Annotated in this window: 12 protein-coding genes; 9 read left to right on the forward strand and 3 right to left on the reverse strand. The window is 40.2% G+C overall.

What is annotated here, in order from left to right; all coding sequences use genetic code 11:
* The 8 genes from ACZFYI_RS07420 to trmB form a co-directional block, all read left to right on the forward strand.
* The coding region (locus ACZFYI_RS07420; RefSeq protein WP_462523490.1) for a tetratricopeptide repeat protein at positions 1–2,545 on the forward strand (2,545 nt) is incomplete at its 5' end.
* Between the two features lies 1 nt (position 2,546).
* Positions 2,547–4,238, forward strand: a complete 1,692-nt coding sequence (locus ACZFYI_RS07425; protein ID WP_462523491.1) for a TonB-dependent receptor — start codon at positions 2,547–2,549, stop codon at positions 4,236–4,238.
* Positions 4,239–4,335: 97 nt separating this feature from the next.
* A complete protein-coding gene (locus ACZFYI_RS07430; RefSeq protein WP_462523492.1) occupies positions 4,336–5,091 on the forward strand; it encodes an SPOR domain-containing protein in 756 nt (251 codons plus the stop codon).
* A gap of 1 nt (position 5,092) precedes the next feature.
* On the forward strand, positions 5,093–5,785 hold the full coding sequence (locus ACZFYI_RS07435) for a MotA/TolQ/ExbB proton channel family protein (protein WP_462523493.1): 693 nt from the start codon (positions 5,093–5,095) through the stop codon (positions 5,783–5,785).
* A 1-nt stretch (position 5,786) separates the two neighbouring features.
* Positions 5,787–6,179 (forward strand): ExbD/TolR family protein, encoded by a 393-nt coding sequence (locus ACZFYI_RS07440; protein WP_462523494.1) that lies wholly within the window; start codon positions 5,787–5,789, stop codon positions 6,177–6,179.
* Between the two features lies 1 nt (position 6,180).
* Positions 6,181–7,140 (forward strand): energy transducer TonB, encoded by a 960-nt coding sequence (locus ACZFYI_RS07445; RefSeq protein WP_462523495.1) that lies wholly within the window; start codon positions 6,181–6,183, stop codon positions 7,138–7,140.
* A gap of 3 nt (positions 7,141–7,143) precedes the next feature.
* Entirely contained in the window at positions 7,144–8,433 is a 1,290-nt protein-coding gene (locus ACZFYI_RS07450; RefSeq protein ID WP_462523496.1) for a bifunctional folylpolyglutamate synthase/dihydrofolate synthase, read from the forward strand.
* 2 nt (positions 8,434–8,435) lie between these two features.
* Positions 8,436–9,098, forward strand: a complete 663-nt coding sequence (gene trmB / locus ACZFYI_RS07455) for a tRNA (guanosine(46)-N7)-methyltransferase TrmB (protein WP_462523497.1) — start codon at positions 8,436–8,438, stop codon at positions 9,096–9,098.
* Positions 9,099–9,136: 38 nt separating this feature from the next.
* Here trmB and ACZFYI_RS07460 read toward each other — a convergent pair whose 3' ends face one another.
* Positions 9,137–9,598, reverse strand: coding sequence for an RES family NAD+ phosphorylase (locus tag ACZFYI_RS07460; RefSeq protein ID WP_462523498.1), 462 nt, complete (start codon positions 9,596–9,598; stop codon positions 9,137–9,139).
* Positions 9,598–10,041, reverse strand: a complete 444-nt coding sequence (gene parS / locus ACZFYI_RS07465; RefSeq protein ID WP_462523499.1) for a type II RES/Xre toxin-antitoxin system antitoxin — start codon at positions 10,039–10,041, stop codon at positions 9,598–9,600. The genes ACZFYI_RS07460 and parS overlap by 1 nt, the downstream gene beginning before the upstream one ends.
* Before the next feature lie 242 nt (positions 10,042–10,283).
* On the opposite strand from parS, the gene ACZFYI_RS07470 reads away from it, so the two are divergent.
* Positions 10,284–12,488: a S9 family peptidase gene (locus ACZFYI_RS07470; RefSeq protein ID WP_462523500.1), complete on the forward strand. Its 2,205-nt coding sequence runs from the start codon at positions 10,284–10,286 to the stop codon at positions 12,486–12,488.
* Here the strand turns inward: ACZFYI_RS07470 and ACZFYI_RS07475 are convergent.
* The coding region (locus ACZFYI_RS07475) for an N-acetyltransferase family protein (protein ID WP_462523501.1) at positions 12,485–12,892 on the reverse strand (408 nt) is incomplete at its 5' end. The genes ACZFYI_RS07470 and ACZFYI_RS07475 overlap by 4 nt on opposite strands.

Consider the following 12,892-nt stretch of genomic DNA (forward strand, 5'->3'; position numbering starts at 1 on the left):
TTTTCAGCTCAAGGACTTCAAAAACGCCCTGAATTATTTTAATCAGGTAAAAGTAGAAAAAGGGGGATATTCGGCTGATGCCTATTATTATGCAGGGTTTATTTCCAAAGAGTCAGGGAATTACGATCAGGCAATCAAAGATTTTAGGGAAGCAGAAAAAGCGACTTTTTATGCTTCAAAAGTACCCTATATGCTTGCCGGGATATATTACCAACAGGGTTATTATGATGAATTGATAGCCTATGCAGAACCGGTTTTGAAATCCAGACCCAATCTTGACCGTAAAGAAGAAATCCAACTTTATTTGGCTGAAGCCTATTTTGAAAAAAGAAATTTCCAAGCGGCCGCACAGAATTACGACCTATTTGTAAATGCTAAAAAAAGAGATCTCGACAGGTCTCAGGTATATAAAGCAGGAGTTGCACAGTTTGAAATCGGAAATTTTCAGAGAGCGACCGACTATTTCAAAGTGTCTGCAGTAATTGAAGATGAAATAGGGCAGGTTTCCAGTTATTATCTTGGGCATGCTTATGTCAAGTTAAACAACCCACAGTTTGCCTCTACAAGCTTCAATGCAGCTTACAAAAATAACAGTGACCCAAAAATCAAGGAAGATGCCTTGGTAAATTTTGCCAAAGTCAATTTGGAAAGAGGAAGTTTTCTGGAAGCTGTCAACGCCCTTGATGCGTATTTGGAGAATTTTCCAAATGGGATTTACGCCAACGAAGCCGAAACATTGCTTACGGATGCACTGATAAACACTAACAATTACCTGCGTGCCATCGAACATATCGAAAAGATGTCACGCAAGTCGGACAGGCTAAAAGCTGCCTATCAAAAGATTACTTTCTATCAAGGTATAGTGTATTATCGGGACAAAAAGCATGACTTGGCCACAACCTATTTTGATAAATCATTGGCTTCACCGATAGACAAAGATTTGGTGATACAAGCACATTTCTGGAAAGGGGAAAACTTTGCCACCACCAACAGAAGTCCTCAAGCCATCAGGTCCTACGAAACACTTCAAAGTCTCAAGCCCAAAGCAACAGACCCTTATTTGCTTAAGTCCTATTATGGTTTAGGATATACCTACTTTAACCTTCAGCAATATGCCAAGGCAGAACCCCAATTCCGACAGTATGTTGAAAAGGGAGGAAGAAACGATGATCCTGAAAAATACGATGAAGCTTTGGTAAGATTGGGGGATGTTTATTTTGTACAGAAAAAATTTAATGAAGCACAGTCCATCTTCCAAAAGGCAATAACTGAAGGAGGATCTTCAGTCGACTATGCCTATTTTCGGTCAGGTGTGGTTTTTAATTTCCAGAACAGAAATTCTGAAGCCATTAGTCAATTAGACCGATTGATCTCAGGATATCCGAACAGTCTGTATTTTGAAGATGCGGTCTACCAAAAGTCACAGATCAATATGGAAGAATCCCGCTATGCCGATGCGCGTGAAGGATATTCCACACTGATCAATAGCCGCCCCAACAGTCAGTTTGTGCCTTTTGCCTTAGAGGGTAGGGCAGTGGCTAATTTTTCCCTTCAGAATTATGATCAGACGATAGAGGATTATAAGAAGATTTTACAAAACCACCCCAATTCCTCCAATGCCGAATCGGCGCTTGTGGGACTGCAGGAAGCTTTGGCACTTCAGGGAAGATCTGCTGAGTTTTCGCAGTATCTTGGAACCTACAGAAATGCGAACCCTGAAAACAAAAGCCTTCAAAACTTAGAATATGAGGCTGCCAAAAATCTCTATTTCAGCAATTCTCTAGACCAAGCCATCAATGCTTTCTCCGGATACCTCAAAAATTATCCCCAATCTGCCAATAGAGATGAGGCCAATTACTTCATCGCCGATTCCTACTACAAGCTTGGACAAAAGGATCAATCATTGGAATATTTCTATCAGATAGAGAAAGTAAAAACCTCAACCCAAAGAACTAAAGCCGTCCAACGAATAGCTGCCATTGAGATGGAAAATAGCAATTATAAACAGGCTATAGGTTTTTATAGGGAAGCCATCAACTATTCGCGGAATAAAATCGAGGAATTCGAGGTTTTCTCAGGTTTGATGAATGCCTATTATCAGACACAGGATTTTGATTCTGCATCCTACTTTGCGGACAAAGTGATCCAATTGGGTAGTGTAACCCAAGATGCGGTACCGGAGGCGACTTTGCTAAAAGCAAAAGCCCAAAGAGAGCTGAAAAATGATGCCAAAGCAGACGAAACATTGATGGATTTGATCAATGAATACAAGACCGTGCACGGTGCTGAAGGCTTATACCTTTTGGCTGAAAGCCAGGCAAGGAAAGGAAGCAATGAACAATCTAACAATACCATATTTGACTTTTCGGGACCTTTCTTTCCCTACGATTATTGGTATGGGAGATGCTTTATTCTTTTGGCAGACAATTACCTGAAACTGAATGAGGTTTTTCAGGCAAAAGCGACATTGGAATCTATTCTTGAAAATTCCATGAATCAAGAAATTAAAGAAATGGCAAATAAAAAATTGGCTGAGATAAAATAGTATGAAAGAGAATAAGATGAAACACTCCGTCCAAAAGGCTTTCATATTTGCTGTTTTTAGCCTTATGGTATTGATAATGCTTCCAGGATTGTCCTTTGGACAAGAAAAGGGTGAAGTCAAAGACCAGGAATTTATCATAAGAAAAGACAGGGTTTTGACATTGCCGGTACAGCCAAGAAGATTTGAAAGGATTCCTGCTTTGCCTGCCACAAAAGGTAATTCGACTTTTAATTATGATGTAAAGCAATATTTTCTTACCCTTCCTCCCATCGTGATCAAGGCTGAAGCTGCGCAGAAGAATTTCCCCAAAGTCGTGGAAGAGCAATACCGTGGTTTTGCAAGAGTGGGATACGGAAACTACGGTTCTCCGCTGTTGGAAGGGCGATACAATATCTGGGAAGATGATAAATATGATTTCGGAGCAAAATTCAAACACCAAAGTTTTGCCCGAGGTCCTATTGATGGCCGAAATTCAGGGGAGAGTTTTTCCAATTTTGGATTGGACGGCACGTACTTTATGGATGTTTTTAAGATTTATGGAGGCATAAAGTATGACAGGCATATGTTCAATTTCTATGGCTATGATCCGGAGGACTTGAACCTTGTTGATTTTGTGCCAAGTCAGAATATTCTGAATACCATCCAGTTTTTTGGAGGGATTCAGGATATTGATAAAATGGAAGGGGTCAATTACAATTTAAAGCTCGGAGTCAGGGCTTTCAATGATAATTTTCAGGCGGCGGAAAATGAAGTTTCAATTGAAGCAAATTCCTCCTATTGGTATAATGAAAATCTGAATGGAGCCATTGATTTTGATTTGTCATTGACTAGTCCAAAAGATGAATTTTATAGAGACATCAATAGGAATTACTTTAAAATCAAACCCTATGTCGGATATCGGGATGAGTCATTAATAATCAAAGCAGGGGTAAATATAATTTTTGAAAATGATGTCACCTTAAATAAAAATTCTGACTTCCATATTTTCCCTTCTTTAGGCGGTGAGTATATGATGAGCAAGGAAATTGGAGTTTATGCAGATTTTGAAGGAGATGTTTTGAGAAAAACCTATTATGATTTTGTGATGGAAAACCAGTTTTTGGGTCCTAGTACGCAATTGCTCAATACGATTCAAAACTTCAGAACAGGTGCAGGTATAAAAGGCACGGTTCTCGAAGGCCTAACCTACGAGGCTGGGTTTAATGTTGGGAAATATAGAAATATGCACTTTTTTGCAAACAGTGCGACAGATAGTCTCCGGTTCAATTTACTATATGATGAAAATACAAGGGTATTGAATTATACTTTGAAAGTGGGATGGGAATATGAAGGATGGTATAAAATGACTGCTACTGCCGATTATTTCCATTATACATTAAGTACCTTGGGAGCCGCTTACCAAAGACCTGAATGGGAGTTTAAACTCAACAATCAATTCACTCCTGCTGAAAAATGGCTAATTTACCTCAATGCACATCTGATGGGAGGAATCGTTGGTTTCAACCAGCAAAGTGACCTTACAGAGGTATTGCCTGCGATTTTGGATTTACAAATAAAAGCGGATTATCAGATCACAGAAAGGATATCAGCATTTGCCATTGGCAATAACCTTCTGAACAGAAACAACCAAAGGTTTTTGAATTATCCTGTACGGGGAATCCAAGGTATTGTGGGAGCAACAATTAAATTTTAGATTTATTGTCACTTTGAATCATACCTTTGTTCAAAAATCAATTTGGCGATTCACCCATTTCATTTAGTTTGCAAGGCTTTAAAGATTTAAACCAATAATGGAAAAGGACACTGAAAATAACCCCAATTCAGCTGATAAAGACTATGGTTTTCCATTCGTGAAAGTTGAGCCTTTGCAGACTTCATTGCAAAATGAAACTTCTGTCCAATCAGAAGATGAAAAAGAAAAGGAGACCGTTCAGAAAGAAACCTTGAATGAACCTGTATCAAAACCTGCAGCGATTAAATTCGAATCTAGGGAAACACCTGAAAGGAAGAAAAAGAGTCAGGTTCCTTTGCTCTTCAGTCTGGTATTATTGATTGTGATCGTTTTGGCCTCGATGGCTTATTTCCTGTATTACCTGCCAAATCAAAAAGAGGAAACAGCAATTGCAGATATCGCCGAAGAGAAAACGGAAGAGCCGCAAAACCTTCCTGAAATTGTTGAAATCGAAGAAGCAGTAGCGTCTAAACAGGATTCAGTTGTTACAGAAGTGGTTGAAACTGTACCTGCAGAGATTCCTGCACCAACTATCGCTGCATCATCAGGGGGGAATTTGATAATCCTAAAAACAAAAGAATCGGCCAGCTATTACCATTTGGTGGTAGCAAGCTTGCCCAATGAAAAAATAGCAAGAGAAGAAGCACAGGTATTGTTGGATAAAGGGAAAGATATCTGGCTCATTTTTCCTTCAGGAGATACCAAAAATTACCGTCTTTCCGTTGGGAAGTATAGTAGTTTTAAATCAGCCACGGACGATTTGGCTGCTGCCAAAGCTGACATTAATGAATCAACTTGGATTTTGAAATATTAACATGATTTTAGCACAAACCTTGAGTACCGATGGCCAAATAATGGCAGATTCACTTTCCTTGATGGAACCGGGCAAACCCAGTATCGGTTTGCTTGACTTATTGATCAAGGGTGGATACATGATGATTCCGCTATACATCCTTTTTGTGATAGCGATTTTTATTTTTGTCGAAAGGCTGATTACCCTTCGCAAAGCCGCCAAATCTCCAAAACACCTGATGGATCAGATTAAAATATTGGTACAGGGAGGAAAAGTCGATCAGGCAAAATTTCTATGCCAAGGTGAAACAACGCCTGTCGCTAGTATGATTGCCAAAGGATTGGAAAGGATAGGAAGTCCTTTGAAAAATATTGAAGTATCCATTGAGAATGTCGGGAAAATCGAGATCTATAAATTGGAGAAGAACCTTGGGATATTGGCTACGGTAGCCGGTGCGGCTCCGATGATCGGTTTCTTGGGAACAGTCACAGGGATGATTCAGGCATTTATTGCAGTGGCACAGGAAGAAGGGATGGTCTCTCCCAAATTATTGTCCACAGGTATCTATGAAGCGATGATTACCACAGCTGCAGGCTTGGTGGTTGGGATTATTGCTTACTTGGGTTACAATTACCTGGTCAGTCAGGTTTCTAAATTGGTACACAGCATGGAATATACCTCTGTGGAATTCATCGACTTATTGCAAGACAAATAACATGGGCTTACAATCCAAACATAAAGTTGATGCCGCTTTCAGTATGTCTTCGATGACGGATATCATCTTCTTGCTGCTGATATTCTTTATGTTGACATCCTCATTCATCACGCCATCGGGTCTCCCTGTCAATTTGCCATCAAGCGAAACCTCTGATATAGTCATGCAGGAAGTGACGGTGACAGTAACCAAGGACCTCAAGTTTTCCGTTAATGATAAAGTGGTAAGCAGAGATCAGATCAAAACCGAACTTACAGCTCTCCTGAAAGACAAAAAAGGTCAGGTAGTCCTTCATATTGACAAACAAGTACCTGTGGAGTACTTGGTCGAAATCGGCGGAATTGCCGCAAATCTAGAAGCAAACGTTTCTATCGCAACACAACCATATAAGTAAAATGCAGATTTGGGAAACAGATAGCCAAGAAGCTGAAAACAAAAGAAAAGCGCTGATCATCACTTTTTTGGTCAATGTACTTTTGTTGATTGCTATCTATTTTATAGTAGTGTGGAAAGAACAAATTCCTCCACTCGAAACCTATGGCATGGAACTCAATCTGGGATTTTCTGATACTGGAAGTGGAAACAGGCAAACTACTACCCCTGCTGCAGAAGCTGTTACCAATAACACCGAATCACCTGCACCCGGCGAACAAGCTTCAAAACCCGTAGAGTCCTCTGTTCCTGTGTCAGAACCAAAAACAGAGGCCGCCAAACCAAAATCTTCTCCTGCCAAAACCACCTATGAGGCACAATCCAAAGCACCAAGTCCGATAAAAGGAAGTGAGAAATCAAGTACCGCAAGCAAAGAACCAAGTCCTGCCAAAAAGGATCCAACTCCTGTGACCCAACCTTCTACTGCAGAGGCTGAGAAAACCACTACCAAAGCAGAAGAAAAACCTAAGATTGACCAAAGAGCTATTTTTGGAGCGGGTGGCACTTCAGGTTCAAGTGCCAAAACAGCGTCAGGAAGTGCCCAAGGGACTTCCGACAAAAAGGGAGACGAAGGAAAACCAACAGGAACTGTGGACGGAAGGGCATTGATGGGATCAGGTTCAGGTGAAGGTGCGCCAGGTCCTTCTTCCGGAGTCGGTCTGGATCTTGCAGGATGGGATTTTGCTTCCAGACCAAATATCAAAGACAATGTATCTACCCGAAACGGAAAAATAGTTTTTAAAATCACTGTTGATGACAATGGCAAAATCGTGCAGGCTGTTCCTTTGGAATACAACGTGTCCAATGAAGTATTGGCTTATTACAGAACAGTTGTAAATCAAGTCAATTTCAAACGCCAATCAGGAAATCCAACAGCCGATTATTCTACCGGCAAAATCACTTTTATCATCAAAGTAGATTAATCCATGACTTACCAAGAGACGTTGGACTATCTGTTCAATGCTTTGCCGATGTTTCAGAGAATCGGAGCTGCTGCCTATAGGAATGATTTAAACAATACTTATGCGCTATGCGCCCACCTTGGTAATCCTGAAAGAGGATTGAAATGCGTACACGTGGCAGGCACAAATGGCAAAGGAAGCACTTCCCATGCCATTTGTTCAGTCCTGATGGAGGCGGGTTACAAAGTGGGTTTGTATACTTCACCCCATTTGAAATCTTTTACAGAAAGGATTAAAATCAATGGTCTTGAAATTCCAGAGAAAGAGGTGGTTGATTTTGTGGAAGAAAACAAGACCTTTTTGGAGGAATTGAAACCAAGTTTTTTTGAAATGACTGTAGGGATGGCTTTTTGGTATTTTGCCAAAGAGAAAGTTGACATTGCAGTGATCGAAGTGGGAATGGGGGGGAGGTTGGATTCTACGAATGTGGTATCGCCTGAAGTTTCTGTGATTACCAATATTGGCTTTGACCATATGCAGTTTTTAGGGAATACATTGCCTTTGATCGCAGCCGAAAAGGCAGGAATCATCAAGCCAAAAATCCCGGTGGTGATCAGTCAAAAGCAGGAGGAAACTTTTTCAGTGTTTCAAAAGAGAGCGGAAGAATCCTTTGCTCCGATATATTTTGCGGAGGATTATATCAAAGTAGAAAGGAAAGGCTCAAGTCAGCAAGGTAAGCGGTTTTTCGCAATTGAGGATGAAGGGGGGAAGCATGAAATTGAAATTGACCTTCATGGCAATTACCAAGAAAAAAACCTTGCAGGAATCCTTCAAACCCTCAAAATTCTCAGATCCCTTGGATGGACGATTGAAGAAATGGCTGTCAAAAAAGGCTTGTCTAAAATTGTTTCCAATACAGGTCTAAAGGGTAGATGGCAGATTTTGGGAAAAAACCCGCTGGTGGTTTGCGATACCGGCCACAATGAAGATGGTATCAAGTCGATCGTGGACCAGATCAACGAGCAGACTTTCAACAAACTTTTTATGGTCATCGGCATGGTCAATGACAAGGATGTTTCAAAGGTATTGTCTCTACTTCCCAAGAATGCTTGGTATATTTTCTGTCAGGCGACTATTCCAAGAGCCTTGCATGTGGAGGAATTGGCCAATAAAGCTTTTGAAGCAGGTTTGAATGGGGAGATAGTAAGAGATGTAAATATGGCAATCGAAAAAGCCAAAATTTTATCCTCAAAAGAAGATTTAATATTTATCGGAGGAAGTACTTTTGTCGTCGCCGAAATCAAAGATTTGTAATCATGAGTAGAAGAAAACTGGAAAGGTTCAAACAAAACGAACAAAACCGAAATGTAATCCAACCCGGAAAAGAGCTTTTTGAAACTATCAAAGGAAATTGGAAATCTGTTCAGTTTGAAAACCGCAATCCTGTTGTAGTCGAATTGGCATGTGGCAGGGGTGAGTTTACCGTAGGTTTGGCAAGGGAATATCCGGGTAGTAACTTCATTGGTGTGGATATAAAAGGTTCAAGAATCTGGAAAGGAAGCACGATAGCCATCACCGAAGGATTGCATAATGTGGCTTTTTTGAGAACCCAGATTCAGTTATTGGACAGGTATTTTGACAAGGCTGAAATTGCGGAACTGTGGATTACATTTCCTGATCCATTTCCGAGAGATGGGGATGAAAAGCGCCGCTTGACCTCAACGAAATTTCTTGAAATGTATAAGCCACTTCTGGAGAAAAATGGCATCATCCATTTCAAAACCGACAATACCGGCTTGTTTGACTACACTTTAGAATTGATCAAAAACAGGCTTGACTGTGAAATATTGATCCATACACATGATTTTTATGCTTCTCCATTTAAGGATGAACACCATGGTATTCAGACAAAGTATGAGAAGCTTTTCAGCGAAAAGGGTGAAAAAATCAAGTACCTGAAATTCAGATTTTCAGATTGATTTTTCATTTGCTATAGAGAAAAGCCAGTTATTTTATATCAATAGCTTTTTCTGTAAAGCCTCGGATCAAAAATAAAGGGTTCGTTGCTTTTGATTTTAACCTTTGAAAACTCGTTGCAGTTTGGATTCAAAATGATATTGGCGTTACTTGAAACCACAGCACTTGGAACTTTGATTCCCAATATGGATTCATTTTTATAAAAGTTTTCTCCGATTTGAGCAAGGATGGTAGGAGCAGGGTATTTGAACCAATTGGAAGGTAAATCTCCCTCTGAGATTTCAACGATCAGATTATCAGGTATTTCTAATGTCAAAAGGTTCAGGATTGGCTGAAACATCGGAGGGATATTGACCACTACCTCCAGCAGTGCCAAGGCGGTAGATTCACTTGTATAAAGCACAGCTCTTCCTTTTTTATTCCAACGGCCTCCGGTAATGGCAGCACCTGTGCCACTGAGGTCATTGCTGTATTTTGGATTGCAAAGCCTGTAAACCAACATCAGCTATATACGCCATACTCAATCCTGCCCAATAAATCAAACACCTTAGAGACTCCCTCAGGGACCTCTACGAGCTCCATGGGCTTCATACCTCCCAAAGCTGTGTTTGGCAATTCCATCCATTTGAAAAAATCTTCTTTGGAACCAAATATCCCCTCACCGTATAAAAACAAATCTGTAACCTCAAGCAACTTGATGGCATCGTTTTTTGGAAGGCTTTTGTTGGATTTGATGCGGCGATACAAAGTAGGCTCAGAACTTGATAAAATCGTTGCGACTTGGGAAAGACTAAGGTCAAACCCCTCTTTGAAATTATTGAGTCCATAAGCAGCTACTCCTTCACAGGCAAGAGAAATAAAGTCCATAGGATTGTCCAAAGTCCCGTGAAAATTGGTCTCTCCCAATATTTCTGAAATTTCTTTGTATCTTTTTTCTTCTGTCATTTGATAATATAATTTATCATATGATCGAAATTTATTCTTTTTTTCCCGGAATAACAATATCATTCATTCTTTTAAAAAGATTTTTCCATGATTAAAAAGTCTATTAGCCCTCTACTGATTAAAAAGTACTAATTTGAAAAGACCATTCATTTAATTGAGAAATATATTTTATGAAACATCCAATATTGAAAATAAGCGTTGTGTTATTTTTCCTTTTTTGCCAACAGCCAATTTCCGCGCAGATGACAGAGGAGGATTACAAAAAAGCAGAATACTTCCTTTTCTATTCCCTCCAAAAAGAAATCTATCACCTAGAGGTCATTCCCAGCTGGTCAAATGATGGCAATTCCTTTTGGCATGTGACGTATACAAAGGATGGGAAAAGATTTTTTACTACTTCTCTGACCGACGAAAGCACTACAGAAACATTTGACCATGAGGCCTTGGCAGGCTTGTTGGCAGATCAATCCGGTGAAAAAATCGATAGTAAGGAATTACCAATCAACAGGATCCAAATAAATAGTGACACAGCAATTTCTTTTGAATGGAGAAATAAAATTTGGACTTTCAATAAGACCAAATCAACCTTGACTTCTGAGACTAAGAAACAGGAAGAGGAGAGGAAATCATCAGTTTCTCCTGACGGGAATTGGCGGGCTTTCACCAAAAATTTTAACCTCTACGTAGAAAATCTCGAAACTGGGGAGGAAACCCAATTGAGTTTTGATGGGAAGCAGGATTTTGAATATGCATCATTCTATGGATGGGGCGATATTATTGAGGGTGAAAATGGTGTTAGACCCAATCGTTTTTTTGTGTCATGGTCTCCGGACTCCAAAAGGATTCTGACTCAGATTGTGGACCTTCGGCTTGCCGAAAAAATGTTCCTCTTGGATTTTAGCAAGGAGGAAAAATTCAGACCGGACTTGTTATCTTATTACCGTGGTTCACCGGGAGATACCACTGTCGTTACTTATACTCCTGTAATTTTTGATTTGGGGACCAAAGGGAATCACGTTTTTGCGGAATATAAATCACCCCATTTTATGCCTTTCAGCCTTTCTTGGGAAGAAAGTGGCGAAAATCTTTGGGGATTTTACTTTCCCAGAGGTTTCAAAAAATACGACTTGCTGGAGATTGATGCCAAGTCCTTTAAGGTCCGGAAAGTTTATTCTGAAGAATCAGATACACATATTGACCGTGACAATCTGTTTCAACGGCTTTCAAATGGGCGGTTTATCTTAAGTTCTCAAAAGTCAGGTTGGAACCACCTTTACCTTTATGATTGGAATTCAGGGAAACTTATCCGTCAACTTACCTCAGGACAATTTGAGGTAACCAACATCCTCCACGTCGATGAATCCGATCAAAAGCTTTATTTTGAAGCTTCAGGAAAAGAAAATGGTAGAAACGTATATTATCCCCATCTATATAAAGTGAATTTGGATGGTAGTCAACTAGAACTTCTGACTCCAGAAAACGCCTACCATGAAATCTATATTTCTAAAAACAAAAATTATTTTGTGGACAATTATTCGACAGTAGACCAACCCACAAAATCTGTTTTGAGGGAGATTTCAACCGGCAAAATCATCAAGGAGATTTCAACCGCTGACATTTCTAATTTAACTGCAAGAGGGTATAAATCCCCAAAGCAATTTTCGGCCATTGGCAAAGATGGTAAAACAGAAATCTATGGAGTTTACTTTTTACCCACTGATTTTGATCCTGAAAAAACCTACCCTGTCATAGATTATACCTATTCGGGACCTCATACTGCAACCACTCCCAAAACGTTCAAAGCGGGTCTATTCGGGCTACAGCAGCCAATGGCTGAGTTTGGTTTTGCAGTAGTCACCGTGGACGGATTGGGTACCGCAGGCCGTTCCAAGGCCTTTGCGGATGTTTCTTACCGAAATCTTGGTGATGGAACCACAGACCACGTTTTGGCTATCAAACAGCTAGCAGAAAAGGTTTCTTTCCTTGATATTGACAGGGTGGGGATTTTTGGACATTCTGCAGGTGGATATGATGCTGCCCGGGCGATGCTTTTGCACCCTGATTTCTACAAAGTGGGAGTAGCGTCCGCAGGAGACCATGACCACAGAATGGAAAAGGCATGGTGGCCGGAAATGTATATGGGATATCCTGTTGGGGAATATTACCATGTGCAATCTAATATTACCAATGCGGCAAACCTTAAAGGAAGGCTTCTACTCGCACACGGAGCCATAGATGAAAATGTAAATCCCTCAGCTACTTACAAATTTGCCGAGGCCTTGATCAATGCAGGAAAGGACTTTGACCTTTTTATTTGGCCAAGCAGGAACCATAGTTTTGGAAGAGCGTCAGGCGATTACTTTACCAAGAAGAGATGGGACTACTTTATAGAGCACCTGTTAGGAGAAAAACCGTTGCTGCACTATAAGCTCGATACGGGAAATTAATCCAATTCCATTTCCATTACAATATCATCCATGACGAAGCCATTCCCGATGTCTATCACTTCCCTGTAGGCTTCATAAAATCCGATATGGCTATAAAATGTAATCGCATTTTCATTAAACCTATTTACATTAAGGTACACTGACCTGTCACCCGCCATGATTGCAATGTCCCGGACGTGGCTGATCAATTTTTTACCGATTCCTTTTCCATGCATTTCCGGTAAAATATAAATTTTATGGATTTTGGTTTTTGCCTGATTCTGACAATGAACCTCATAGGCTGCAAATCCCAGAAACTTGTCTTCCTCTTTGGCCAGTAAAAAAACATGCCCTTTTCCGAATACTTGTTGTTCCAATACTTTCAGGTCATACATCCAATCCAGCATAAACTTTATTTGCTCGGC

The organism is Aquiflexum sp. (assembly GCF_977115555.1).

What these genes read in the sequence shown, in the direction of transcription:
- ACZFYI_RS07470 (WP_462523500.1), top strand. Translation starts at nt 10,284, where the DNA reads ATGACAGAGGAGGATTACAAAAAAGCAGAATACTTCCTTTTCTATTCC.
- ACZFYI_RS07435 (WP_462523493.1), top strand. Translation starts at nt 5,093, where the DNA reads ATGATTTTAGCACAAACCTTGAGTACCGATGGCCAAATAATGGCAGAT.
- ACZFYI_RS07460 (WP_462523498.1), bottom strand. Translation starts at nt 9,598, where the DNA reads ATGTTGGTTTACAGGCTTTGCAATCCAAAATACAGCAATGACCTCAGT.
- ACZFYI_RS07445 (WP_462523495.1), top strand. Translation starts at nt 6,181, where the DNA reads ATGCAGATTTGGGAAACAGATAGCCAAGAAGCTGAAAACAAAAGAAAA.
- ACZFYI_RS07425 (WP_462523491.1), top strand. Translation starts at nt 2,547, where the DNA reads ATGAAAGAGAATAAGATGAAACACTCCGTCCAAAAGGCTTTCATATTT.
- trmB (WP_462523497.1), top strand. Translation starts at nt 8,436, where the DNA reads ATGAGTAGAAGAAAACTGGAAAGGTTCAAACAAAACGAACAAAACCGA.
- ACZFYI_RS07440 (WP_462523494.1), top strand. Translation starts at nt 5,787, where the DNA reads ATGGGCTTACAATCCAAACATAAAGTTGATGCCGCTTTCAGTATGTCT.
- parS (WP_462523499.1), bottom strand. Translation starts at nt 10,041, where the DNA reads ATGACAGAAGAAAAAAGATACAAAGAAATTTCAGAAATATTGGGAGAG.
- ACZFYI_RS07450 (WP_462523496.1), top strand. Translation starts at nt 7,144, where the DNA reads ATGACTTACCAAGAGACGTTGGACTATCTGTTCAATGCTTTGCCGATG.
- ACZFYI_RS07430 (WP_462523492.1), top strand. Translation starts at nt 4,336, where the DNA reads ATGGAAAAGGACACTGAAAATAACCCCAATTCAGCTGATAAAGACTAT.